Annotated in this window: 21 protein-coding genes and 2 tRNA genes; 19 read left to right on the top strand and 4 right to left on the bottom strand. The window is 60.8% G+C overall.

What is annotated here, in order from left to right; genetic code table 11:
* The first annotated feature begins 38 nt into the window (after window positions 1-38).
* The 12 genes from J3P75_RS25075 to J3P75_RS25020 all read left to right on the top strand — a co-directional run bounded on the left by J3P75_RS25075 (window position 39) and on the right by J3P75_RS25020 (window position 15030).
* Window positions 39-1538 carry an NAD(P)H-hydrate dehydratase gene (locus tag J3P75_RS25075; RefSeq protein WP_434708564.1) on the top strand — a complete coding sequence of 500 codons (1500 nt, stop codon included), beginning with the start codon at window positions 39-41 and terminating at the stop codon, window positions 1536-1538.
* Complete coding sequence (gene tsaE, locus J3P75_RS25070) at window positions 1526-1996, top strand: tRNA (adenosine(37)-N6)-threonylcarbamoyltransferase complex ATPase subunit type 1 TsaE (RefSeq protein WP_434708563.1); 471 nt, start codon at window positions 1526-1528, stop codon at window positions 1994-1996. Before J3P75_RS25075 ends, tsaE begins: the two co-directional genes overlap by 13 nt.
* 51 nt (window positions 1997-2047) lie before the next feature.
* Window positions 2048-3427, top strand: coding sequence for an N-acetylmuramoyl-L-alanine amidase (locus J3P75_RS25065; RefSeq protein ID WP_394505899.1), 1380 nt, complete (start codon window positions 2048-2050; stop codon window positions 3425-3427).
* Window positions 3424-5331, top strand: a complete 1908-nt coding sequence (gene mutL, locus J3P75_RS25060; RefSeq protein WP_203420505.1) for a DNA mismatch repair endonuclease MutL — start codon at window positions 3424-3426, stop codon at window positions 5329-5331. Before J3P75_RS25065 ends, mutL begins: the two co-directional genes overlap by 4 nt.
* Window positions 5331-6302, top strand: coding sequence for a tRNA (adenosine(37)-N6)-dimethylallyltransferase MiaA (miaA, locus tag J3P75_RS25055; RefSeq protein ID WP_434708562.1), 972 nt, complete (start codon window positions 5331-5333; stop codon window positions 6300-6302). Before mutL ends, miaA begins: the two co-directional genes overlap by 1 nt.
* Before the next feature lie 95 nt (window positions 6303-6397).
* Window positions 6398-6664: an RNA chaperone Hfq gene (hfq, locus tag J3P75_RS25050; protein ID WP_090280768.1), complete on the top strand. Its 267-nt coding sequence runs from the start codon at window positions 6398-6400 to the stop codon at window positions 6662-6664.
* Between the two features lie 12 nt (window positions 6665-6676).
* On the top strand, window positions 6677-7978 hold the full coding sequence (gene hflX, locus J3P75_RS25045; protein ID WP_090280771.1) for a ribosome rescue GTPase HflX: 1302 nt from the start codon (window positions 6677-6679) through the stop codon (window positions 7976-7978).
* A gap of 96 nt (window positions 7979-8074) precedes the next feature.
* A complete protein-coding gene (gene hflK / locus J3P75_RS25040) occupies window positions 8075-9241 on the top strand; it encodes an FtsH protease activity modulator HflK (protein WP_093105372.1) in 1167 nt (388 codons plus the stop codon).
* Window positions 9241-10110 (top strand): protease modulator HflC, encoded by an 870-nt coding sequence (gene hflC / locus J3P75_RS25035; protein WP_039756857.1) that lies wholly within the window; start codon window positions 9241-9243, stop codon window positions 10108-10110. Before hflK ends, hflC begins: the two co-directional genes overlap by 1 nt.
* Window positions 10111-10423: 313 nt before the next feature.
* Window positions 10424-11611 (top strand): ATP phosphoribosyltransferase regulatory subunit, encoded by a 1188-nt coding sequence (locus J3P75_RS25030; RefSeq protein ID WP_090280774.1) that lies wholly within the window; start codon window positions 10424-10426, stop codon window positions 11609-11611.
* A 54-nt stretch (window positions 11612-11665) separates the two neighbouring features.
* Window positions 11666-12955, top strand: a complete 1290-nt coding sequence (locus tag J3P75_RS25025; RefSeq protein ID WP_101157743.1) for an adenylosuccinate synthase — start codon at window positions 11666-11668, stop codon at window positions 12953-12955.
* 140 nt (window positions 12956-13095) lie between these two features.
* Window positions 13096-15030, top strand: coding sequence for a methyl-accepting chemotaxis protein (locus J3P75_RS25020; protein WP_093105364.1), 1935 nt, complete (start codon window positions 13096-13098; stop codon window positions 15028-15030).
* A gap of 90 nt (window positions 15031-15120) precedes the next feature.
* Here J3P75_RS25020 and J3P75_RS25015 read toward each other — a convergent pair whose 3' ends face one another.
* From J3P75_RS25015 to J3P75_RS25000, 4 genes are all read right to left on the bottom strand, one after another.
* Window positions 15121-16686 carry an ABC transporter permease gene (locus tag J3P75_RS25015; protein ID WP_434708561.1) on the bottom strand — a complete coding sequence of 522 codons (1566 nt, stop codon included), beginning with the start codon at window positions 16684-16686 and terminating at the stop codon, window positions 15121-15123.
* Window positions 16686-17696 (bottom strand): extracellular solute-binding protein, encoded by a 1011-nt coding sequence (locus J3P75_RS25010; protein WP_434708560.1) that lies wholly within the window; start codon window positions 17694-17696, stop codon window positions 16686-16688. Before J3P75_RS25010 ends, J3P75_RS25015 begins: the two co-directional genes overlap by 1 nt.
* A 192-nt stretch (window positions 17697-17888) precedes the next feature.
* Window positions 17889-17975: transfer RNA gene (locus J3P75_RS25005), tRNA-Leu, on the bottom strand.
* Window positions 17976-18154: 179 nt separating this feature from the next.
* A tRNA-Leu gene (locus J3P75_RS25000) sits at window positions 18155-18241 on the bottom strand.
* Window positions 18242-18467: 226 nt separating this feature from the next.
* Between J3P75_RS25000 and rnr the strand changes: the two genes are divergently transcribed.
* The 7 genes from rnr to dnaB all read left to right on the top strand — a co-directional run bounded on the left by rnr (window position 18468) and on the right by dnaB (window position 25765).
* The gene (gene rnr, locus J3P75_RS24995; RefSeq protein WP_434708559.1) at window positions 18468-21098 is read left to right on the top strand and encodes a ribonuclease R; all 2631 of its coding nucleotides are present in this window, start codon (window positions 18468-18470) and stop codon (window positions 21096-21098) included.
* Window positions 21095-21862, top strand: a complete 768-nt coding sequence (gene rlmB, locus J3P75_RS24990) for a 23S rRNA (guanosine(2251)-2'-O)-methyltransferase RlmB (protein ID WP_434708558.1) — start codon at window positions 21095-21097, stop codon at window positions 21860-21862. The genes rnr and rlmB overlap by 4 nt, the downstream gene beginning before the upstream one ends.
* Window positions 21863-22168: 306 nt before the next feature.
* Window positions 22169-22591, top strand: a complete 423-nt coding sequence (rpsF, locus tag J3P75_RS24985) for a 30S ribosomal protein S6 (protein WP_016771938.1) — start codon at window positions 22169-22171, stop codon at window positions 22589-22591.
* Between the two features lie 29 nt (window positions 22592-22620).
* Complete coding sequence (gene rpsR, locus J3P75_RS24980; protein WP_002551829.1) at window positions 22621-22851, top strand: 30S ribosomal protein S18; 231 nt, start codon at window positions 22621-22623, stop codon at window positions 22849-22851.
* A gap of 36 nt (window positions 22852-22887) precedes the next feature.
* On the top strand, window positions 22888-23781 hold the full coding sequence (locus J3P75_RS24975) for a hypothetical protein (protein WP_095187324.1): 894 nt from the start codon (window positions 22888-22890) through the stop codon (window positions 23779-23781).
* Between the two features lie 18 nt (window positions 23782-23799).
* A complete protein-coding gene (rplI, locus tag J3P75_RS24970) occupies window positions 23800-24246 on the top strand; it encodes a 50S ribosomal protein L9 (RefSeq protein ID WP_003221136.1) in 447 nt (148 codons plus the stop codon).
* A gap of 121 nt (window positions 24247-24367) precedes the next feature.
* A complete protein-coding gene (gene dnaB, locus J3P75_RS24965; RefSeq protein WP_008016882.1) occupies window positions 24368-25765 on the top strand; it encodes a replicative DNA helicase in 1398 nt (465 codons plus the stop codon).
* Window positions 25766-25794: the final 29 nt, after the last annotated feature.

Here is a 25794-nt window from a genome sequence, read left to right as displayed (position 1 = left end):
TGCGTATAATTCTGCCAGACATCGGAGCCCGAAGACGCATGCCGCAGACGAAAGATGAATTACCCGACGCACTGTACGGCGCCGCCCAAGTGCGTGAGCTCGACGCGCGGCTGAGTGCCGCCGGCACGCCGGGCTTCGAATTGATGCAGCGCGCGGCCCGGGCGACCTGGCGCGCGCTGGTGCGGCAATGGCCGAACGCGAACGAACTGACGGTGCTCGTCGGGCATGGCAACAACGCAGGCGACGGTTACCTGATCGCTGCACTGGCATTGCGCGCCGGTTGGGCTGTGCGCGTGCTGGCGGTGGGCGATCCGCAGCGCTTGCAAGGGGATGCGGCGCTTGCTCATGCCGAGGCACTGGCCGCAGGTGTTGCCTTGCAGCACTGGACAGATGACAGCGAGCTGCGTGGTGTGCTCGTCGATGCCTTGCTTGGCACAGGCTTGAGCGGCGAGGTACGCGAGCCTTATGCGGCTGCGATCAACGCGATCAATGCCAGCGGCCTGCCTGTTGCGGCAGTCGATATCCCCTCCGGGCTTTGCGCCGACACCGGGCGAACCTTGGGTGTCGCGGTGCGTGCCGATCTCACGGTGACGTTTATTGGGCTGAAGGTCGGCCTGTTCACTGGCGACGCCGCCGATCACATCGGTGAGCTGGTGTTCAATGATCTGCAGGCCGGCGCCGACATTTATAGTGACATTGCTGTCCGTGCCCGGCGCCTCAACTCGGCTAATCTTCCGCGACCAGCGCCGCGCGCACCGACGGCGCACAAGGGTCGCTTTGGTCATGTGCTGCTGATCGGCGGCGATCACGGCTTTGGCGGGGCCATTTTGCTCAGTACGGAGATGGCCCTGCGCAGCGGCGCGGGCATGGTGTCGCTGGCGACGCGTCCCGAACACGTCCCGGCGGCGCTGACCCGGGTGCCGGAAGCCATGGCCCTCGGCACCTCGTCGGCCAATCAGTTGATGGGTTTGCTGGAAAAGGTCTCGACGCTGGTCGTCGGTCCCGGGTTGGGGCAGGCCAGCTGGGGGCGCGCATTGTTGTCCGCCGCAGCCAACGCCTCCTTGCCACAGGTGTGGGACGCCGATGCGTTGAACCTGCTGGCCAGCGGCTTTGTTCAATTACCCAAGGATTGCGTGATTACCCCGCATCCGGGCGAAGCGGCGCGGTTGTTGGGTATTGGCACCGCCGAGGTGCAGGCGGATCGCCCGGCGGCAGCGCTGGCGTTGAGCAAAAAATACTCAGCGGTGGTCGTGCTCAAAGGTTCGGGTAGCCTGATCGCGCATCCCGACGGGCGCCTTTCGCTGTGTCATCAAGGCCATCCGGCGATGGCCACGGGCGGCCTCGGCGACGTGCTGGCCGGTTTGATCGGCGCACTGCTGGCGCAGGGCATGGAGGCGTTCGATGCCGCAAGCCTTGCCGTGTGGCTGCACGCCAATGCTGGTTTGCAGCAAGGCAAATTCGGCCGTGGGCTGGCGGCCAGTGATCTGATTCCAGCCATTCGTCAGTTGTTGGAGGAGCAAGCACCGTGTCTGAAGTAACCCTGTACGTGGCCGATGAACAGGCGATGAGCGACTTTGGCGCACGGATCGCCCGCGTGACCCAGGGTCATGGCCTGATTTTTCTCGAAGGCAACCTGGGCATGGGCAAAACCACCCTGTCGCGCGGCATCATTCGCGGGCTGGGGCATGTCGGTGCGGTAAAAAGTCCGACCTTCACCTTGGTCGAACCCTACGAGATCGGTGACACTCGTGCCTTCCACTTTGACCTGTATCGCCTGGTCGATCCGGAAGAACTGGAGTTTCTCGGCATCCGTGACTACTTCGAAGACGATGCCCTGTGCCTGATCGAATGGCCCGATAAAGGTGCAGGCTTTTTGCCAAAGCCTGACCTGACCATTACCATTAGCCCGCAAGACAGCGGGCGTTCGCTGAAAATTTTATCCCAGGGCTCGCGTGGCGAGGCCTGGTGTGCCGCTTTGGCATTGGAATCCAATTAAATGATGGGGTTTGGTATGCGCTTTCGCGCGTTGGTGGCTGCCGCTGGACTGATGTTGATGGCAGTAACCGTCAACGCTGTGGCCGATTCAAAGGTCAACAGCGTGCGCCTGTGGCGGGCGCCGGACAACACGCGGCTGGTCTTCGACCTGAGCGGCCCGGTACAGCACAGCGTATTTACCCTGACTGCACCGGACCGTCTGGTCATCGACATCAATGGCGCCACTCTCGGTGCACCCTTGAACGTGCAGACCGCCAACACGCCGATCACCGCGATGCGTTCGGCCCAGCGCACGCCGACCGATTTGCGTGTGGTCATCGACCTGAAGAAAGCCGTCACCCCGAAAAGCTTCTCGCTGGCGCCCAATGCGCAGTACGGCAACCGTTTGGTGGTCGATCTGTTCGACAACCCGGCCGATGCCGCGCCGCCACCTGCGCCAACGCCTTCGGTGGCGACCGTGCCGGCAGTACCGGTGACCCCGACTGAACCGGCGATCAAACTGCCGCCAGCCCCGGCCGGCAAGCGCGACATCATTGTGGTGATCGACGCCGGCCATGGTGGTGAAGACCCGGGTGCGTCCGGCTCGCGCGGCCAGCGTGAAAAAGACGTGGTGCTGCAGATCGCTCGCGAATTGCAGCGTCAGGTCAACGGCATGAAAGGCTTCCGCGCCGAACTGACCCGCACCGGCGACTACTTCATTCCGTTGCGTGGGCGTACCGAAATTGCCCGCAAGAAGGGCGCCGACCTGTTCGTTTCGATTCACGCCGACGCCGCGCCATCCGCAGCAGCGTTCGGTGCATCGGTGTTTGCCCTGTCTGATCGCGGCGCCACGTCGGAAACCGCCCGTTGGCTGGCCGACAGCGAAAACCGTTCCGACCTGATCGGTGGTGCCGGCAACGTCAGCCTCGATGACAAGGACCGCATGCTCGCTGGCGTGCTGCTCGACCTGTCGATGACGGCGTCGCTGACCTCCAGTCTCAACGTCGGCCAAAAGGTACTGACCAACATCGGCCGTGTCACGCCGTTGCACAAACAGCGCGTGGAACAGGCCGGGTTCATGGTACTGAAATCGCCGGACATCCCGTCGATTCTGGTCGAAACCGGTTTTATCTCGAACGCCAACGAAGCGAACAAGCTTTCGGCATCGAGCCATCAGCAAGCGCTGGCCCGCTCGATCAGCAGCGGCGTTCGGCAGTTCTTCCAGCAGAACCCGCCACCGGGCACTTACATCGCCTGGCTGCGTGATTCCGGCAAGATCGCCCAAGGCCCGCGCGACCACCGCGTCGGTCCGGGTGAAACGCTGGCAATGATCGGAGTGCGCTATCAAGTGTCGCCGGCCACGTTGCGCGCGGCGAACAACTTGAAGACCGATGAGCTGAAAGTCGGCCAGCACCTCACCATTCCCGGCACCGAACTGGCGTCGAAAGAATGAACCAGGTTCTGAACACTGCTCGCATCGAACTGCTCAGCCCACGGCTGGCGAACCAGATTGCCGCCGGTGAGGTGGTCGAACGGCCGGCCTCGGTGATCAAGGAATTGCTGGAAAACAGCCTCGATTCCGGCGCCAAACGTATCGATGTCGACGTCGAGCAGGGTGGCGTCAAGCTGCTGCGGGTGCGTGACGATGGCAGCGGCATTTCCGCCGACGACCTGCCGCTGGCGCTGGCCCGTCATGCGACCAGCAAGATTCGCAACCTCGAAGACCTCGAACAGGTGATGAGCCTGGGTTTTCGTGGTGAGGCACTGGCGTCGATCAGTTCGGTGGCGCGCCTGACCCTGACCTCGCGCACCCGCGATGCCGAGCAGGCCTGGCAGGTCGAAACCGAGGGCCGCGACATGGCGCCTCGCGTGCAGCCCGCCGCGCACCCAGTCGGCACGTCGGTAGAAGTCCGTGATCTGTTCTTCAATACTCCGGCGCGACGCAAATTCCTCAAGACCGAAAAAACCGAATTCGATCACCTGCAAGAAGTGATCAAACGTCTGGCGCTGGCGCGTTTCGACGTGGCCTTCCATCTGCGCCACAACGGCAAAACCATCCTCAGCCTGCACGAGGCCCACGATGATGCGGCCCGCGCCAGGCGTGTGGCGGCGATCTGCGGCTCGGGTTTCCTTGAGCAGGCCTTGCCGATCGAGATCGAGCGCAACGGTCTGCACCTGTGGGGCTGGGTCGGTTTGCCGACGTTCAACCGCAGTCAGGCGGATTTGCAGTATTTCTTTGTAAATGGCCGCGCGGTGCGCGACAAACTGGTCGCCCACGCGGTGCGCCAGGCTTATCGCGACGTGCTGTTCAATGGTCGCCACCCGACGTTCGCGCTGTTTTTCGAGGTCGATCCGGCAGCGGTCGATGTCAACGTGCACCCGACCAAACACGAAGTGCGCTTCCGCGACGGGCGCATGGTCCACGACTTCCTTTATGGCACCTTGCACCGTGCATTGGGCGATGTGCGTCCGGAAGACCAGTTGGCCGGCTCCGTGACCACGGCAATCGTGCGACCGAGCGGAATCGAGGCGGGTGAATTTGGCCCGCAAGGCGAGATGCGACTTGCGGCGAATGCGTTGCTCGAGCAACCGCAGGCGCAACCGGCGTTCAATACCTCGTCCGGTGCCAGTGCTGGCGGCGCTTATCAGTATCAGTACACGCCACGCCCGCAATCGGCCGTGCCTGCTGCCGAGGCTCAAGCCGCTTACAAAGAATTTTTCGCGCCGCTGCCTGAAGCCAATGCCAGCGCACTTCCGACGGGCCAGGAAGACATTCCGCCGCTCGGCTATGCGCTGGCGCAGCTCAAGGGTATCTACATTCTTTCCGAGAACGCCCATGGCCTGGTGCTGGTGGACATGCATGCTGCCCATGAGCGGATCATGTACGAACGCCTGAAGATCGCCATGGCCAGTGAAGGCCTGAGCGGGCAGCCGTTGCTGGTGCCGGAGTCGCTGGCGGTGAGTCAGCGTGAAGCCGATTGCGCCGAGGAGCATGCCGCGTGGTTCCAGCGGCTGGGCTTCGAACTGCAGCGGCTGGGCCCGGAAACCCTGGCGATCCGGCAGATTCCGGCGTTGCTCAAGCAGGCCGAGGCCAACCGTTTGGTCGGTGACGTGCTCTCGGACTTGATGGAATACGGCACCAGCGACCGCATTCAGGCGCACCTCAACGAATTGCTCGGCACCATGGCCTGTCACGGCGCGATTCGCGCCAACCGGCGTCTGGCCCTGCCGGAAATGAACGGCCTGCTGCGGGACATGGAAAACACCGAGCGCAGCGGTCAATGCAACCATGGCCGACCGACCTGGACCCAACTGGGTCTGGACGATCTGGACAAACTGTTCCTGCGCGGTCGTTGATGAGCCAGCTTCCTCCAGCGATTTTCCTGATGGGCCCGACCGCTGCGGGCAAGACCGACCTGGCCATCGAGCTGACCAAGGTGCTGCCGTGCGAGCTGATCAGTGTCGATTCGGCGCTGGTCTATCGCGGCATGGACATCGGCACCGCCAAGCCTTCAAAAGCACTGTTGGCCGAACATCCGCACCGCTTGATCGACATTCTTGATCCGGCCGAAGCTTATTCGGCTGCGGATTTTCGCCGCGATGCCCTGCAAGCCATGGCCGACATCACCGCGCGCGGGAAGATTCCGCTGCTGGTGGGCGGCACGATGCTCTATTACAAGGCTTTGGTCGACGGTCTGGCGGACATGCCCGCCGCCGATCCCGAGGTCCGCGCGCAGATCGAAGAAGAAGCCGTGCGCCTTGGCTGGCAGGCCCTGCACGATCAATTGGCGATCATCGACCCGGTGTCGGCGGCGCGGATTCACCCCAATGATCCGCAACGCCTGAGTCGCGCCCTCGAAGTTTATCGCGTCAGCGGTCGCAGCATGACCGAGCTGCGGCAGCAACAATCTGCGCAAAGTACCGAAGCAGCCGCTTCGGGACTGCAACAATTGCCCTATACTGTCGCGAACCTGGCCATTGCCCCGGCGGATCGCCAGGTACTGCATGAACGCATCAAACAAAGATTCACAAATATGTTGGAACAGGGATTCATCGACGAGGTCGTAGCCCTGCGTAATAGAAGTGACCTGCATGCCGGGTTGCCGTCTATACGTGCGGTAGGCTATCGCCAAGTCTGGGACTACCTGGATGGCAAGCTGACGTTGGCCGAAATGCAGGAGCGCGGCATCATCGCCACGCGCCAATTGGCCAAACGCCAGTTCACCTGGCTGCGCAGCTGGGAAGATTTACACTGGCTGGACAGTCTTGATTGCGACAATCTGCCACGCGCCTTGAAATACCTTGGGACCATCTCCATATTGAGCTGAGTCCTTGCAATTGCCGTCTATCCTTGGGGGTGTGGCGGCCAAAGCCATCTGAATTACCTATTTTTTATTATTGAATCCTTAAAGGAGTGCGGCACATGTCAAAAGGGCATTCGCTACAAGACCCTTACCTGAATACTTTACGTAAAGAGAAAGTCGGGGTTTCCATCTACCTGGTGAACGGTATCAAACTGCAAGGCACGATCGAGTCGTTCGACCAGTTCGTGATCCTGCTGAAGAACACCGTAAGCCAGATGGTTTACAAACACGCTATCTCGACCGTAGTGCCGGTTCGTCCGATTCGTCTGCCTAGCGCAACCGAAAACGAACAGGGCGACGCAGAGCCAGCTCCGGGTAACGCCTGATAGGAGTCTCCTTTGTTCTTTGAGCGCCACGGTGGTGGTGAACGAGTAATCCTCGTTCACTTGGATGGACAGGACCCTGAGGCGCGCGAAGATCCGCAGGAGTTTCAGGAGTTGGCTAATTCGGCCGGCGCCGAGACCGTTGCGTTTTTTAACGTGCCGCGTCATCGGCCAACCGCCAAATACCTGATCGGCAGCGGCAAGGTCGAAGAGCTACGCGACCTGGTCAAGGCTGAAGAAGCCGATCTGGTGATTTTCAACCACGTCCTCACGCCCAGCCAGGAACGCAACCTCGAACGTGTTTTCGAGTGTCGCGTGATCGACCGCACCGGTCTGATTCTCGATATTTTCGCCCAACGCGCCCGCACTCATGAAGGCAAGCTCCAGGTCGAACTGGCCCAGCTTGACCACATGAGCACCCGGCTGGTCCGCGGCTGGACTCACCTTGAGCGTCAGGGTGGCGGCATCGGCATGCGCGGTCCGGGGGAAACCCAGCTCGAAACCGACCGGCGTTTGCTGCGGGTTCGGCTGCGGCAGATCAAGGGTCGGCTGGAGAAGGTACGCAGCCAGCGCGAGCAATCGCGTCGCGGCCGCTCGCGGGCGGAGATTCCGACCGTATCGCTGGTTGGCTACACCAACGCCGGCAAGTCCACGCTGTTCAACAACGTGACCAAATCCGAGGTCTACGCGGCGGACCAGTTGTTCGCCACACTCGACCCGACCCTGCGTCGTCTGGATCTGGATGACCTGGGGCCGATTGTCCTGGCGGACACGGTAGGTTTCATTCGGCACTTGCCGCACAAGCTGGTTGAAGCATTTCGGTCTACCCTCGAAGAGTCGAGCAACTCGGATCTGCTATTGCACGTCATCGACGCCGCGGAACCGGATCGCATGTTGCAGATTGAACAGGTGATGGTGGTGCTGGGCGAGATTGGTGCCCAGGACTTGCCGATCCTCGAGGTCTATAACAAACTCGATTTGCTCGAAGGCGTCGAGCCGCAAATCCAGCGCGACGAAGACGGCAAGCCCCAGCGGGTCTGGTTGTCGGCGCGCGATGGCAGCGGTCTGGAATTGCTCGAACAGGCGATTGCCGAATTGCTCGGCAGTGATCTGTTTGTCGGTACCTTGCGTTTGCCGCAACGATTCGCGCGACTGCGTGCGCAGTTTTTCGAACTCGGCGCGGTGCAGAAAGAAGAGCACGACGAAGAAGGTGTCAGTCTGCTGACCGTTCGTTTGCCCCGGATCGAGTTGAATCGACTGGTAAGCCGCGAAGGATTGCAGCCGATGGAATTCATCGAGCAACACACTTTGCAATAAAAGCCTGAAAAAGCGGTTGTGCCGCAACGGCAGGCATTCTGTAGCATTGGTCGGCGCGCCGTGGGTGCGTCTTTGCTTTATCAGATGGAGAGCGCTATGGCTTGGAATGAGCCGGGTGGCAACTCGAACAATCAGGATCCCTGGGGTGGCAAGCGCCGCAATAACGGCGACCGCAAGGGGCCACCGGATCTCGACGAGGCCTTCCGAAAGCTGCAGGAAAGCCTGAACGGGTTGTTCGGTGGTGGCAAGAAACGGGGTGATGACGGCGGTGGTTCGGGCAAGAGCAGCGGCGGCTTCGGCGGCCTGCTCGGCATCGGCCTGGTCGTGCTGGCGGCCGTCTGGCTGTACAGCGCCGTCTACGTGGTGGACGAGCAGGAGCAGGCCGTGGTGCTGCGCTTCGGCAAGTACTACGAGACTGTCGGCCCGGGCCTGAACATCTATTTCCCGCCGATCGACAAGAAGTACATGGAAAACGTGACGCGTGAGCGTGCGTACTCCAAGCAGGGCCAGATGCTCACTGAAGACGAAAACATCGTCGAAGTGCCGTTGACCGTGCAGTACAAGATCAGCAACCTGCAGGACTTCGTGCTGAACGTCGATCAGCCGGAAATCAGTCTGCAGCACGCGACGGAAAGTGCCCTGCGCCACGTGGTCGGTTCGACCGCCATGGACCAGGTGCTGACCGAAGGTCGTGAATTGATGGCCAGCGAAATCAAGGAGCGTCTGCAACGTTTCCTCGATACCTATCGCACCGGTATCACCGTTACCCAGGTCAACGTACAGAGCGCAGCGGCACCGCGTGAAGTACAGGAAGCCTTCGACGACGTGATCCGCGCCCGTGAAGACGAGCAGCGTTCGCGCAACCAGGCCGAAACCTACGCCAACGGCGTGGTGCCGGAAGCCCGTGGTCAGGCCCAGCGCATCATCGAAGATGCCAACGGTTACCGCGACGAAACGATCTCGCGCGCCAAGGGTGAGGCCGATCGCTTTACCAAACTGGTTGCCGAATATCGCAAGGCACCTGAAGTCACCCGCGAGCGTCTGTACCTGGACACCATGCAGGAAGTCTTCAGCAACACCAGCAAGGTACTCGTGACCGGCAACAAGAACGGCCAGAGCAATCTGCTCTACCTGCCGTTGGACAAGATGATCCAGAACAGCTCGGGCAACGCACCGATCACCGGTTCGGCCGCCAGCAACAACACGGACGTCACGCCGCATGTCACTGACGTGCCGCAGACGCGTACAAGGGAGACCCGCTGATGAGCAATAAATCGCTGATCGCCCTGATCGTTGGCGTCGTCGTGGTACTGGTGGGCTGGAATTGCTTCTACATCGTCGCTCAGACCGAGCGCGCGGTGCTGCTGCAATTCGGTCGCGTGGTTCAGGCCGATGTCCAGCCTGGTCTGCATGTGAAGGTGCCTTACGTTAACCAGGTGCGCAAGTTCGACGCACGCCTGTTGACGCTGGACGCACCGACGCAGCGCTTCCTGACCCTGGAAAAGAAAGCCGTGATGGTCGATGCCTACGCCAAGTGGCGCGTCAAGGATGCCGAGCGCTTCTACACCGCGACTTCCGGTCTCAAGCAGATTGCCGACGAGCGCCTGTCGCGTCGTCTGGAATCGGGCCTGCGTGACCAGTTCGGCAAGCGCACCCTGCACGAAGTGGTGTCGGGTGAGCGTGATGCACTGATGGCTGACATCACTGCATCGCTGAACAAGATGGCGGAAAAAGAGCTGGGTATTGAAGTCGTCGATGTCCGGGTCAAGGCCATCGATCTGCCGAAGGAAGTGAACCGCAGCGTGTTCGAACGTATGAGCACCGAGCGTGAGCGTGAAGCTCGCGAGCACCGCGCCAAGGGTAACGAGCTGGCCGAAGGCATCCGTGCCGACGCCGATCGTCAACGCCGCGTGTTGCTGGCTGAAGCCTATCGTGAATCCGAAGAGGTTCGCGGTGATGGTGACGCCCAGGCCGCTGCGATCTACTCCAAGGCCTACGGTCAGGATCAGGAGTTCTACGGTTTCTACCGCAGCCTGCGTGCCTACCGTGAAAGCTTCGCGAACAAATCCGACGTCATGGTCCTCGACCCAAGCAGCGACTTCTTCCGCTACCTGGAAAAAGCCAAGCCTTGATGCGACGTTGACCTGAATCGCTCCGCCCGGCGGCTAAATCCTCGGGCGGGGTGATCCTTTGGGAAAACGTGTGTATGATGCGGCAGCCGGGAAATTCCCGGCTTTTTTGCGTCTGCACGTTTGATTGCTGTTTTTTGTTGCAGGCATCGGGTTGAATGGCCCGAACGTTTTTCGAGGAAAGTGGTGGGCGAAGCCGGTAACAGGCCTTTTGCCGCGTCGTTCATGCGCGTGCGTTTTGAACGGATCGACCATTTTCTGCTTCACTCAAGGCTCGCCCGCAGGCTGGCCGCCCGGATCAAAGGGGAATGGCGTAATGGCAACGGTAGACCGCTGGCTGCTGCCAGATGGCATCGAAGAAGTACTGCCACCGGAAGCGGCGCGCATCGAAGTCGCGCGTCGTCAGGTGTTGGATCTGTTCCAGAGCTGGGGTTACGAATTTGTCGTGACTCCCCATATCGAGTACCTGGAATCCCTGCTGACCGGTGCAGGCCAGGACCTGGATCTGCGCACCTTCAAGGTCATCGACCCGCAGTCGGGTCGGCAGATGGGATTTCGCGCCGACATCACGCCGCAGGTCGCGCGCATTGATGCACACACCCTGCGCCGCGAAGGCCCGAGCCGCCTGTGCTACGCCGGCAGCGTGCTGCACGCCCAGCCGCGGGCCTTGTCGTCCTCGCGCAGCCCGATCCAGTTGGGTGCCGAGTTGTACGGCGACGCCAGCCCGAGCAGCGACGTTGAAGTGATCAGCCTGATGCTGGCCATGCTGCAACTGGCCGACGTGCCGGATGTGCACATGGACCTTGGTCATGTCGGCATCTATCGCGGTCTGGCGCGCGCTGCCGGTTTGTCCGGTGAAGTCGAACAGCAGTTGTTCGATGCGCTGCAACGCAAGGCCATCGACGAGGTCATTACCCTGACCGAAGGCTTGCCAGCGGATCTGTCCGACATGTTGCGCGCGCTGGTCGACCTGTGTGGCGGTCGTGAAGTGTTGAGCGCTGCGCGCGAGCGCCTGGCCAATGCGCCGGCGCCAGTGCTGGCGGCCCTGGAAGACTTGCTGGCGATTGCCGAGCGTCTTTCGGTGCGCTTCCCTGATCTGCCGTTGTACTTCGACCTGGGTGAATTGCGCGGCTATCACTACCACACCGGTGTGGTGTTCGCCGTGTTCGTGCCGGGTGTGGGTCAGTCCATCGCTCAGGGCGGTCGTTACGATGACATCGGCGCCGATTTTGGTCGTGCGCGTCCGGCGACCGGTTTCTCTACCGATTTGAAAACCCTGGTGACCCTGGGGCGTGCTGAGATCGAGCTACCGTCTGGCGGTATCTGGATGCCTGACAGTACGGATGCGGCACTCTGGCAGCAGGTTTGCCAGTTGCGCAGTGAGGGTCAGCGTGTCGTTCAGGCCTTGCCTGGACAACCTTTGGCCGCCGCCCGTGATGCGGACTGCGACCGGCAATTGATTCAGCAGAACGGGCTTTGGCAAGTATCGCCACTGGCTTCTTGAGTTTTCCTGCCGGCCATCGCCGGCACCAAGTTTGCGCGAATGAGGACAAGTGTTATGGGTAAGAATGTCGTAGTCCTGGGCACCCAGTGGGGTGATGAGGGCAAAGGCAAGATCGTTGATCTGCTGACCGAACATGCTGCCGCCGTAGTGCGCTACCAGGGTGGCCACAACGCGGGCCACACGCTGGTGATCGACGGCGAGAAAACCGTCTTGCACCTGATTCCATCGGGCGTGCTGCGCGAAGGCGTGCAGTGCCTGATCGGCAATGGCGTGGTCGTCGCACCTGACGCCCTGCTGCGCGAGATCACCAAGCTGGAAGAGAAAGGCGTACCGGTGCGCGAGCGCCTGCGTATCAGCCCGTCCTGCCCGCTGATCCTGTCCTTCCACGTTGCGCTGGACCAGGCCCGTGAAAAGGCCCGTGGCGAGCTGAAGATCGGCACCACCGGTCGCGGCATCGGCCCGGCCTACGAAGACAAGGTTGCTCGTCGTGGCCTGCGTGTCGGCGACCTGCTGAACATGCCGCGCTTTGAAGACAAGCTGCGTGAATTGGTGGATTACCACAACTTCATGCTGGTCGGTTACTACAAAGAGCCGGCCATCGAGTTCGAAAAGACCCTGGCCGAGTGCAAGGAATACGCTGAACTGCTCAAGCCGTTGATGCTCGACGTCACCGCCGAGCTGCACGACCTGCGCCGTGCCGGCAAAGACATCATGTTCGAAGGCGCCCAGGGTTCGTTGCTCGACATCGACCACGGTACCTATCCGTACGTGACCAGCTCCAACACCACCGCGGGTGGCGTGGCGACCGGTTCGGGCGTTGGCCCGATGTTCCTCGATTACATCCTCGGCATCACCAAGGCGTACACCACGCGCGTCGGTTCGGGTCCGTTCCCGACTGAGCTGTTCGACGACGTTGGTGCTCACCTGGCCAAGCAAGGTCACGAGTTCGGTGCCACCACCGGGCGTGCTCGTCGTTGCGGCTGGTTCGACGCGGTCATCCTGCGTCGCGCTATCGATGTGAACAGCATTTCGGGCATCTGCCTGACCAAGCTGGACGTACTCGACGGTCTGCAAACCATCAACATCTGCGTCGGCTACAAAGACGCGCAGGGCAATGCCGTTGCTCCGACCGACGCTGACAGCTACGTCGGCCTGCAGCCGGTGTACGAAGAAGTGCCGGGCTGGAGCGAATCGACCGTGGGTGCCAAGACCCTGGAAGAGCTGCCGGCCAACGCTCGCGCCTACATCAAACGGGTCGAAGAATTGATCGGCGCACCGATCGACATTATTTCGACGGGCCCGGACCGCAACGAAACCATCGTTCTGCGTCATCCGTTTGCTTGATAAGTCGTTGATGTAAAAAACAAAGGCCCCTTAATCGGGGCCTTTGTCGTTTATGCCTGTTGGACGGCATGACCTTTGCTGTGAATCTGTCTACAAGAGTGCCATCAAATTAATGGCGTCAGACGTAGAGGGATTTCAAAGTGTCGGCCGTTCTCTCACTGTTACAAAGCCGTTTGCTGCGGCCTGTGTTCGTTACCTTGGGTATCGCCCTTTTGGTGCAAGTCTTGGTGGCGGTTGCCCTGACGCGGAGCACCGTCACGGCGCTGGAAGCGGATCTGGCGACGCGCCTGGGAACCGACAGCCAGAAGCTGTCCGGCGAACTGGAGCAGGCCGGGCGGGAGGTCACCTCCAGTCTCGACGCTTTATCTGCCAGTACCCGGCAGCGACTCACCGCTGGCCTGTCTTCACGTCTGAAGGAAGAGCAGGCGCAACTGCGTGCCACGCTGGAAAAAGACCTCAAGGACTCCGCCAATGACATGGCACAGTTGCTCGCCTCGGTTGCCCCGCGGGCGATGTGGGACAGCGACGTACCGACCCTGTCGGAATTTGCCCGCCGCGCCCAGCGCAATCCCAACGTGTTGTTCGTGGTCTATGACGACGCCACCGGCCAGCACCTGACCCGCTACCTCAACCGGGAAAACCCGATCAACAAGGCCTTGCTGGAAAAAGGTCAGGGCGAGCGTGCGCTGGATAAAGTGCTGGATGCAGCGAAAAACGATCCCTCGGTTTATTACCTCGAGGCGTCCATCAATCCCAATGGTGTGGAAATCGGCAAGGTGCTGATGGGCGTTTCGACGGCCTCGGTGGAAACCGATCTGGTCGAACTCGACAAGCGTTTCTCGGCGTTGATCGCCAGCAGCGACCAACTGGTTGGTGACAGCCTCAAAGGCGCCGCGGCGGACAGCGCAAAAGCCATGCAGGCGCGCCTGCAGTCGGCGCAGTCCACGGCTGGCGAGATGAAAGCCAATACCGCGCAGACCGTTCAAGAGGCAGCGGCGACGCTGCGCTGGCGTATCGGCCTCGGCCTGGCGCTGGTCGGTTGCGCGGTACTGTTGTTGCTGGCCGTGGTGTTGGGTCATCGCGTAGTCAATCGCCTGAAGATGCTCAACGCAGCGATGGATGATCTGGCGGCGGGCGAGGGCGATCTGACCAAGCGTGTGCAGATCAACAGCAAGGATGAAATCGGCGACATGGCCTCGGCGGTCAACCGCTTTGTGGACAAGTTGCAGCCGATCGTGCGCGAAGCTGGCGACGTGGCGCAGCGTACCGGCGTCGAAATTGGCGCGATGACCCTGCGTAACGCCGGCGCCGATGCGGCGGCAGGCATGCAGCGTGATGAAGTCGCCGAGAGCCTGCGCGCGTTGTCGCAAATGGCCGACGAGGCGCAATCGGAAAGCCATGCGATGCAGGCCGCACTCAAGCAAGTGGTGGAAATCCGTCAAGCAACCGATGAAAACACCCGCACCTCGGCCAAGGTTGGTGGTCTGATCGAGGCGCTGGCCGGACAGGTCGACACCGGGGCGAAAGTCATCGAGCGGCTGGCGCAGCAGAGTGAACAGATTGAAGTGGTGCTGACGGTGATTCATGGCATCGCTGAGCAGACCAACCTGCTGGCCTTGAATGCGGCGATTGAAGCGGCGCGCGCGGGCGAGACGGGGCGCGGCTTTGCTGTGGTGGCGGACGAAGTGCGTGCATTGGCGAGCAAGACGCAAAGCTCCACCGGCGACATTCAGGCGCACATCGTCGCGTTGCAGCAGGGCGCGCGAGAAGCGGTCGAGGCGATCGGCCAGGCCGGGCGTCAGGCCAGTGAAGGCTTGCTGGTGTTGCGTGACAGCGCGCGACTGCAGCAATCGGTGCAGGCCTCGGTTGAACAGGTGCACGCAGCGATTGGCCTCGCAACACAAGCGGCAGCGCATCAGGCGCAGGGTGCGCAGGCGGTGCGTGGGCGGGTGGAAACCATTCATGCCCAGGCTGAAAAAGCCGCGCAGGCGGTGGTGGAAACCACGGCCAGTGGCAAGGTGCTGGATGGTCTGGCGGCGCAGCTCAAAGCGAGCCTGGGGCAGTTCAGGGCTTGATGTTGATTGGGCTGGCCTCATCGCAAGCAGGCTCACTCCTGCATTTGGAATGCATTCCCTGTAGGAGTGAGCCTGCTCGCGATAGCTTTTTCAGCGGCTCAAATACATCCGGGTAGTCAGTAGATAAACCGGCAACCCCGACACCACAATCAACAACGCCGCATAAGGCGCCGCCGCCGCGAACTCGACATTCGCCGTATGCGCCCAGACCTCGGTCGCCAGCGTATTGAGCCCGGTCGGACTGAGTAGCAGCGTCGCCGTCAATTCCTTCATCGCATCGAGAAACACCAGCGCAAACGCCGCGCCCAGAGCCGGGAAAATGATCGGCAGCGTCACCCGGCAAAATGCCGTGAACGACGAAGCTCCGAGCGTGCGCGCCGCCTCTTCCAGCTGCGGCGCAGCCTTGTTCAGCGCGGTGCGAATCGGCGCCTGCGCCAACGGCAGAAACAGCAGCGCATAAGCAATCAGCAGCAGTCCCGAGGTTTGATACAGCACCGGCACGTAATGCAGGGCGAAATACACCAGCGTCAAAGCAATCACCAACCCCGGCAGCGCGTGCAGCAGATACGGCAAGCGTTCGGCCCAGATCGCCAATTGGCCTTTGTAGCGCACCACCAGCAGCCCCACCGGAACCGCCAGCAGCAGGCAAAGCGCCGCGCCACCCAGGGACAATGCCAGTGAAGACAGCAGCGCTTCGGTAATCGCCGCTACCGGAAACGCCGCCGATGAACCGACCGCCAGCCAGTAGGTGAGCATTGCCAACGGAACCCCGCTGCCGACAATCGCCAATGCCAGGCAGTACAACTGACCGAGCGCAGCCCAGGGGCCCAGGCGGACCTGTTCGGCCTGACGCGCTGCGCCCTGCCCGGTGCGCACATGCCGGCCCTTGCCGCGCACGCGCAGTTCCAGCCACAGCAACAGCAGGCACAGCGCGAGCAATACCGCCGAGAGCATCGCTGCGTTGGCGTTGCTGAATTCCAGCTCGAACTGCTGATAGATCGCAGTGGTGAAAGTTTGCAGGCCAATGATCGACAGCGCGCCGAACTCCACCAGCATGTGCAAGGCGATCAACAGCGAGCCGGCCAAAAGCGATGGCCAGAGCAGTGGCAGGGTCACGCGAAAAAATACTCCCCAACGATTCTGCCCCAATGTGCGTGCGGACTCCTCGAGTGAAGGATCAAGGTTGCGCAACGTCGCCGCGACCGGCAAAAAGATCAGCGGATACTTCGACAGGCTCATCACCAATATGGCCCCGCCAAGGCCTTCGAACTGCGCGCTCAGCGAAACCCAGGTAAAGCTGCTGACAAATGCCGGCACGGCAAACGGCAGGCACAGGATTACGCCCCACACGCGCCGCCCCGGCAGATTGCTGCGCTCAAGCAGCCACGCCAGCGACAGGCCGATCACGCCGCAAGTGATCGTCACGCCGACCATCAGCGCCAAGGTATTGCGCAACAAGCCAAACACATACGGGCGCCACAGCAAATGCAGCGCTTCGGCCCAACCCGCCTGCCACGCTTTGAGCCCGACATAGGCCAGCGGCAACAGGCTCAACACCACCAATAGCAATACCGGCAGCAGCAGCCAGACCGATGGCCGTTTGCGTTTCGGCACGTAACCCCCGCGCGCGGCGGGGGCGGATAACGATGCGCTCATCAGTTCAAGCCAACTTCGCGTTCCAGTTCCAGCGCTTCTTCGGCATTGCCCAGATCGGCCGGCGTCACGTTCGGTGCTTCCAGTTCTCTGAACGGCTTGAGCCCGCGATCCGATTCCATGCCTTTGTGCAGCGGATATTCGGCGGTGGTCTGGGTGATCACGCGCTGACCTTCTTCGCTGGCCATGTAGGCGAGGAATTGCTGGGCTTCTTTTGGATGTTTGCTGGATTTCAGCACGGCAGCGCTGGATACCGTGATCAGGCCGCCGGCGTCACCGCCGGTGAAGTAGTGCAGTTTCGAATCGAGCTCGCCTTTTTCGCGTTGCAGGGCGAACCAGTAGTAGTTGTTCACCAGCACGGTGGCGACCTCACCGTTCTCCACGGCTTTGAGCGCGACCATGTTGTTGCTGTAAGTCTTGCCGAACGCGCGCAGGCCGGTCAGCCACTCTTCGGCGGCGTCACGCCCGTGCAGCTTGATGATCGCCACGGCCTGTTCCTGGAATGCACCGCTGGTCGGCACGAAACCGACCTTGCCTTGCCATTGCGGCTCGGAGAATTCCATCACCGATTTCGGCAGGTCTTTCTCGTCGATCAGCTTCGGATTGAACGCAACCACCCGTACGCGGGCGGTAACGCCGATCCAGGTACCGTTGGCGGCTACGTATTTTTCCGGCAATACCGCCAGGGTCGCGGCGTCGGCCTTGGCTAGCAGGCCTTGTTCGCCGAGGTTGTTCAGCGGTGGCGATTCTTCGGTGTAGATCACGTCGGCGGGGGAGCGGTCGCCTTCCTCGATGATCTGGCTGGCGAGCTGATTGCTGCTGCCTTTACGGACGTTGACGTGAATGCCGGTCTTGGCTTCGAACGCCTTGGCAATCGCATCGCCGACTTCTTTGTGCTGGCCGTTGTACAGAGTCAGGGAAACCGCATCGGCCGCCTGGGTGAGGGGAGTGGCGAGCGCCAGGCCAAGGAGGGTGAAGGTCAGGCCTCGGCGCAGGGTATTTCGAAACGTCATTCGCAGGGTTCCTCACTGTCGCATTGCAAAAACTTGCAACAATGATAAACGATATTGGTTCTCAGATGCGCCTTGCGCGGGCGTTGGCGTTTTGATAGCGGCTGTGGCAATTCAGGTTTCGGAAGGCCGGAAACGCAAAAACCCGCTTTCGCGGGTTCTGTGCAATTCAAGGCCTGAACCTTGAATTTGAATTGGTGCCCAGAAGAAGACTCGAACTTCCACGACCGTAAGGTCACCAGCACCTGAAGCTGGCGTGTCTACCAATTTCACCATCTGGGCAATCATCGCGAGCGTTGCCGCTGTTGATGTGGCGCACTATACGGAGCGCATTTTGATCTGTAAACCCCTGATTTAATATTAATAAATCGGTTTTAAGAAAACCCGGGCTTAGAATGCAAAAAACCCGCTTTCGCGGGTTTTGTGTGAGCCTTGAACTGATCTAGTCTCAAGCTCGAAATTGGTGCCCAGAAGAAGACTCGAACTTCCACGACCGTAAGGTCACCAGCACCTGAAGCTGGCGTGTCTACCAATTTCACCATCTGGGCAGTATCGTCAACGCATCTGCGTCGTCAATGGCGCGCACTATACGGAGGGTCTTTTTAGCTGTAAACCCCTGCCAGCAAAAAATATGATTTTTTTTACCGGCGGTGGTCAAAATGGCTTTCGCACGGCAGATCATGGCATCAGTTGCGCCTTATATAGCCGGAAATTTCCCGTTTCATGGCGCCTATGCCAAACTAACCCGCATATAGACAAGGTGAAAACTCTCTAATGGCCGATTGGCAGTCCCTCGATCCCGAGGCCGCTCGTGAAGCGGAAAAATACGAAAACCCTATTCCTAGCCGCGAACTGATCCTGGCGCATCTCGCCGATCGTGGTTCGCCGGCTGCCCGCGAGCAACTGGTCGAAGAGTTCGGTCTGACCACCGAAGACCAGATTGAAGCCCTGCGCCGCCGTCTGCGCGCCATGGAACGCGACGCTCAACTGATCTACACCCGTCGTGGCACCTATGCGCCGGTGGACAAGCTCGATCTGATCCTCGGTCGCATCAGCGGTCACCGTGACGGTTTCGGCTTCCTGGTCCCGGACGACGGCAGCGACGATCTGTTCATGAGCCCGGCGCAAATGCGTCTGGTGTTCGATGGCGACCGTGCGCTGGCCCGCGTTTCCGGCCTGGACCGTCGCGGTCGTCGCGAGGGCGTGATCGTTGAAGTGGTGTCCCGTGCCCACGAAACCATCGTCGGTCGTTACTTCGAAGAAGGCGGCATCGGCTTCGTCGTTGCCGACAACCCGAAGATTCAGCAGGAGGTGCTGGTCACGCCGGGCCGCAACGCCAACGCGCAGATCGGTCAGTTCGTCGAGGTGAAAATCACCCACTGGCCGACGCCGCGCTTCCAGCCGCAGGGCGATGTGGTCGAAGTGGTCGGCAACTACATGGCGCCGGGCATGGAAATCGATGTTGCCCTGCGCACCTATGACATTCCGCATGTCTGGCCTGAAGCCGTACTGAAGGAAGCCGCCAAGCTCAAGCCGGAAGTCGAGGAAAAAGACAAAGAGAAGCGCATCGACCTGCGTCATCTGCCGTTCGTCACCATCGACGGCGAAGATGCCCGCGACTTCGACGACGCGGTTTACTGCGAAGCCAAACCGGGCAAGCTGCGCCTGTTCTCCGGCGGCTGGAAGTTGTACGTGGCGATTGCCGACGTCTCCAGCTACGTGAAAATCGGCTCGGCGCTGGACAACGAAGCGCAGGTGCGCGGCAACTCGGTGTATTTCCCCGAGCGCGTGATTCCGATGCTGCCTGAGCAACTGTCCAACGGCCTGTGCTCGCTGAACCCGCACGTCGATCGTCTGGCCATGGTCTGCGAGATGACCATCTCCAAGTCCGGCGAAATGACCGACTACTGCTTCTACGAGGCGGTGATTCACTCCCACGCCCGCCTGACCTACAACAAGGTCAGCGCGATGCTGGAAACGCCGAAGGTGGCCGAAGCGCGCAAACTGCGCGGCGAGTACACCGACGTCGTACCGCACTTGAAGCAACTTTATGCGCTGTACAAAGTGCTGCTGGCTGCCCGTCACGTACGTGGTGCGATCGATTTCGAAACGCAGGAAACCCGGATCATCTTCGGTTCCGAGCGCAAGATCGCCGAAATCCGTCCGACCATCCGCAACGATGCGCACAAGCTGATCGAGGAATGCATGCTGGCGGCCAACGTGGCCACCGCCGAATTCCTCAAGAAGCACGAAATTCCTGCGTTGTATCGCGTTCACGCCGGTCCGCCGCCGGAGCGTCTGGAAAAACTGCGCGCGTTCCTGGGCGAGCTTGGCCTGTCCCTGCACAAAGGCAAGGACGGTCCGTCGCCGAAGGACTATCAGGCCTTACTGGCGGGCATCAAGGATCGTCCGGATTTCCATCTGATCCAGACCGTCATGCTGCGCTCGTTGAGCCAGGCAGTGTACAGCGCTGAGAACGACGGCCATTTCGGCCTGAATTACGAAGCCTATACCCACTTCACTTCGCCGATCCGTCGTTATCCGGACCTGCTGACGCACCGCGCGATCCGCAGCGTGATCCATTCGAAACAGGACACCCCGCACGTTCGCCGTGCCGGTGCGATGACCATTCCGAAGGCGCGCATCTATCCATACGACGAGGCAGCGCTGGAGCAGCTCGGCGAGCAATGCTCGATGAGCGAACGCCGCGCCGACGAAGCGACCCGCGACGTAGTCAACTGGCTCAAGTGCGAGTTCATGAAGGATCGCGTCGGCGAGTCGTTCCCGGGCGTGATCACTGCGGTGACCGGTTTCGGTCTGTTCGTCGAACTGACCGATATCTACGTCGAAGGCCTGGTGCACGTCACTGCGCTGCCGGGCGATTACTACCACTTCGACCCTGTGCATCACCGCTTGGCGGGCGAGCGCACCGGTCGCAGCTTCCGCCTCGGCGATACCGTTGAAGTACGAGTCATGCGCGTCGATCTCGACGAACGCAAGATCGACTTCGAGATGGCAGAAAAAACCATCAGCGCGCCGATCGGCCGCAAAAAGCGTGGCGCTGAAACAGCTGCTCCGGCTGCCAAGGCATCGGAAGACAAGGCCCCGGCGAAAGGCGCCAGCCGTCGTCCGGCCAAGGAAAAGGCCTCCGAGGCTTATCGGCCCAGCGACGCCGTGGCAAAAAACGCCGAGCTGCGTAAAAGCCGCGAAATGAAAAAGGCCTTGCTCGCCGATGCGAAAAGCGGTGGTAAAGCGGCGTCTGCGGGAAAGACCGGACGGTCGGCGCCTGACAAGGCGACCGGCGGCAAGCCAGCCAAACCGAGCAAGCACCGCAAGGGCCCGCCAAAAGCGGGTTCCGCTCCTGCCAAAAGTGGCGGAGCCCGTAAACCGAAGGCGAAGTCATGAGTCAGTTGGAAAAAATCTACGGCGTTCACGCGGTAGAAGCGTTGCTGCGTCACCACCCAAAACGCGTCAAGCAGATCTGGCTGGCGGAAAGCCGCAACGATCCACGGGTGCAGACGCTGGTTGAGCTGGCCAATGAAAATCGTGTCCAGGTCGGCCAGGCCGAGCGCCGCGAAATGGACGCCTGGGTCGAAGGCATTCATCAGGGCGTGGTTGCGGAAGTGAGCCCGAGCCAGGTCTGGGGCGAGGCGATGCTCGACGAGTTGCTTGATCGCACCGAAGGCGCGCCGCTGCTGCTGGTGCTCGACGGCGTGACCGACCCGCACAACCTCGGCGCCTGCCTGCGCTCGGCCGATGCGGCCGGCGCGCTGGCGGTCATCGTGCCGAAAGACAAGTCGGCGACCCTGACACCGGTGGTGCGCAAAGTCGCCTGCGGTGCGGCGGAAGTGATTCCGCTGGTCGCGGTGACCAACCTCGCCCGCACGCTGGAGAAGCTGCAGCAGCGCGGTTTGTGGGTAGTCGGTACGGCGGGGGAGGCCGAGGTCAGCATTTATGACCAGGACCTGACCGGCCCGACCATCCTGATCATGGGCGCCGAAGGCAAAGGCATGCGTCGCCTGACTCGCGAGCACTGCGACTATCTGGTGAACCTGCCGATGGCCGGTAGCGTCAGCAGTCTCAACGTCTCCGTGGCCACCGGCGTCTGCCTGTTCGAGGCCCAGCGCCAGCGCGGCGCCAAGGCCAAGGCTGCTACGAAGAAGTCCTGAGCCACTGCAAATCCCCTGTAGGAGTGAGCCTGCTCGCGATAGCGGTGCAACATTCATCATCAAAGTTGAATGTTGCACCGCTATCGCGAGCAGGCTCACTCCTACATTGTTTTGTGTCTCGGCGAAGATTGGTGGTTGTTCAAATATTCACCAATTACCTTGCACCCCCGCAGTCCCTTCTCTACAATTGCGCCCCTTGCTGTGGCGGCAGGCACGCATGTGCCCCGGGCCAGCAAGTCCATAAGTGTCATTCACTCCTTGTCTGACCGTTTTTGAGCGGCAGGCTACAACCCGTAAGGAGCATTCATGCGTCATTACGAAATCATCTTTCTGGTCCACCCGGATCAGAGCGAGCAAGTCGGCGGCATGGTTGAGCGTTACACCAAGCTGATCGAAGAAGACGGCGGCAAAATCCACCGTCTGGAAGATTGGGGCCGTCGTCAACTGGCCTACGCAATCAACAATGTTCACAAGGCTCACTACGTGATGCTGAACGTTGAGTGCACTGGCAAGGCCCTGGCCGAGCTGGAAGACAACTTCCGCTACAACGATGCAGTGATCCGTAACCTGGTCATCCGTCGCGACGAAGCCGTTACCGGCCAGTCCGAGATGCTCAAGGCTGAAGAAAACCGCAGTGAGCGCCGTGAGCGTCGCGACCGTCCTGAGCACGAAGGCGCCGAAGGCACCGACAGTGATGACAGCGACAACAGCGATAACGCTGACGAGTAATCCACGGACCTTATTAAGGAGCCTATCAAATGGCACGTTTCTTCCGTCGTCGTAAATTCTGCCGCTTCACCGCTGAAGACGTGAAAGAGATCGATTACAAAGATCTCAACACTCTGAAAGCCTACGTATCCGAGACCGGCAAAATCGTTCCAAGCCGCATCACCGGTACCAAAGCTCGTTATCAGCGTCAGCTGGCCACCGCTATCAAGCGCGCCCGCTTCCTGGCCCTGCTGGCCTACACCGACAGCCACGGCCGCTGAGACCGGGCAGTCGACAAGTAGCAAAGGATTGAATGCATGCGCGCCTTAGCTGAGTTCATCATGCGCGGCCGTATGCAGGCCACTCTTGTGGTGGCCGGATGTGCAACATTGCCGTTGTTGTATTGGTTGGGTGCTGCCGCCGGGAGCCTTGTGCTGCTGCGGCGCGGACTGACGGACGCCCTGGGTGTTCTGTCTCTGGGGCTGCTGCCAGCGTTGATCTGGTGGCTGTATGCCGATGACCCACGGGCGCTTCTGGTGCTGCTGGGGTCTTCGGGGCTTGCGCTGGTTTTGCGCGCAAGCGAGTCCTGGGTCCGTACGCTGCTGGTCAGCGTAGCCATTGGCGTGGTGTTTTCAGTGGTGCTCGGGGCCGCGTTTGCGGCCCAGATCGAGATGCTCGCGCAGGCCTTGATAAAGGTCATGCCAGCGCTTCTCGGTGAAACCTACAAGCAATTGTCGGTGGATGAGCAAGCGCGTTTCGCGTCCCTGATCGCACCCGTCCTGACCGGACTGATTGCGGCATTGTTGCAAATCGTCAGCGTGCTGAGCCTGATTGTCGGGCGGCATTGGCAGGCGTTGTTGTACAACCCGGGTGGTTTTGGTCGCGAGTTTCGCGCCATCCGCATTCCGCTGGGGCCGGCGATGTTACTGCTGGCGTTGATGCTTCTGGGCCCGAATCTCGGTGCACAGATGGCCATGTTGACGCCGTTGTGCAGTGTACCGCTGGTGTTCGCCGGGCTGGCCCTGATTCACGGGCTGGTCGGGCAGAAGCGACTGGCCGGTTTCTGGCTGGTGGGGTTGTACGTCACGCTGCTGCTGTTCATGCAGCTGATCTATCCGTTGCTCGTGGTTCTGGCCATTGTCGACAGCCTGATTGATTTTCGCGGTCGTCACGTGTCGAAAGACACCGACAGCGCGAACGGTGAAGGTTAAAAGTTAGAGGATTTTCACATGCAACTGATCCTTCTGGAAAAAATCGCCAACCTGGGCAACCTGGGCGACAAAGTAAACGTTAAGGCCGGTTACGGCCGTAACTACCTGCTGCCTTTCGGCAAGGCTACCGCTGCGACCGCTGCCAACCTGGCTGCGTTCGAAGAGCGTCGCGCCGAGCTGGAAAAAGCCGCCGCAGACCGTAAGGCATCGGCTGAAAGCCGTGCTGCCCAACTGGCCGAGCTGGAAGTGACCATCACTGCCACCGCTGGCGACGAAGGCAAGCTGTTCGGTTCGATCGGTACTCACGACATCGCTGACGCACTGACCGCTTCCGGCGTTGAAGTGCAGAAGAGCGAAGTTCGTCTGCCGAACGGCACCATCCGCAACGTGGGTGAATTCGACGTAGCCGTGCACCTGCACGCCGAAGTTGAAGCCACCGTACGCGTTGTCGTGGTAGCAGCTTAAGCAACACCGGATCGGCTGGCGGCTTGTCCGTCAGGCGGTTAACATCGGGCACGATCCTGTTTACAGGTCGTGCCCTTTGTCTTTCTGAATCCCCTGCTTTTCACCTAATTCTCAAGTGGCCATGAACGATATCTCCGCTCCCGAGCAATACGATCTGCAAACCGCTGCCCTGAAGGTGCCGCCACACTCCATCGAGGCCGAACAGGCCGTACTCGGTGGTTTGATGCTGGACAACAACGCCTGGGAACGCGTGCTCGATCAAGTCTCCGACGGCGATTTCTATCGACATGACCACCGTCTGATCTTCCGTGCGATCGCCAAACTGGCCGATCAGAACATGCCGATCGACGTGGTGACCCTGTCCGAACAACTGGACAAGGAAGGCCAGACGTCCCAGGTTGGCGGTCTCGGTTATCTCGGCGAACTGGCGAAAAACACGCCGTCCGTCGCCAACATCAAGGCCTATGCGCAAATCGTCCGCCAGCGTGCGACGTTGCGCCAACTGATCGGCATCAGCACCGAAATCGCCGACAGCGCCTTCAATCCTGAAGGCCGCACCGCCGAAGAAATCCTCGACGAAGCCGAACGGCAGATCTTTCAGATCGCCGAAGCGCGGCCAAAGACCGGCGGCCCGGTCGGCGTCAACGAACTGTTGACCAAAGCCATCGATCGCATCGACACCCTGTTCAACACCGATAACGCCATTACCGGCCTGTCCACCGGCTACACCGACCTCGACGAGAAGACCAGCGGCCTGCAACCGGCCGACTTGATCATCGTCGCCGGCCGTCCGTCGATGGGTAAAACCACCTTCGCCATGAACCTGGTGGAAAACGCCGTGTTGCGCAGCGAAAAAGCCGTCCTGGTGTACTCCCTCGAGATGCCAGGCGAATCGCTGATCATGCGTATGCTTTCTTCGCTCGGTCGTATTGACCAGACCAAAGTGCGTTCCGGCCAACTGGAAGACGATGACTGGCCGCGCCTGACCTCGGCGGTCAATCTGCTCAACGATCGCAAGCTGTTCATCGATGACACCGCCGGCATCAGCCCGTCGGAAATGCGCGCGCGGACGCGGCGTCTGGTGCGTGAGCACGGTGACGTTGGCCTGATCATGATCGACTACCTGCAACTGATGCAGATCCCGGGCTCCAGCGGCGATAACCGCACCAACGAAATTTCCGAGATCTCGCGATCCCTGAAAGCGCTGGCCAAGGAATTCAACTGCCCGGTAGTGGCCCTGTCGCAGCTCAACCGTTCCCTCGAACAGCGCCCGAACAAACGCCCGGTGAACTCCGACTTGCGTGAATCCGGTGCAATCGAGCAGGACGCCGACGTGATCATGTTCGTGTACCGGGACGAGGTATACCACCCGGAAACCGAGCACAAAGGCATCGCCGAAATCATCATCGGCAAGCAGCGTAACGGCCCGATCGGCTTTATCCGCCTGGCGTTCATCGGCAAATACACCCGTTTCGAAAACCTCGCGCCGGGCAGCTACAACTTCGACGACGACGAGTAAGGGCTGGCCGAACACCGTCGGCCAGCACT

Origin of the sequence: Pseudomonas sp. R1-1, assembly GCF_051132135.1 — a bacterium.
Classification (GTDB): Bacteria; Pseudomonadota; Gammaproteobacteria; order Pseudomonadales; family Pseudomonadaceae; genus Aquipseudomonas.
The sequence above is the reverse complement of the archived record's forward strand: the minus strand, read 5'-3'. Positions and strand labels throughout refer to the sequence as shown.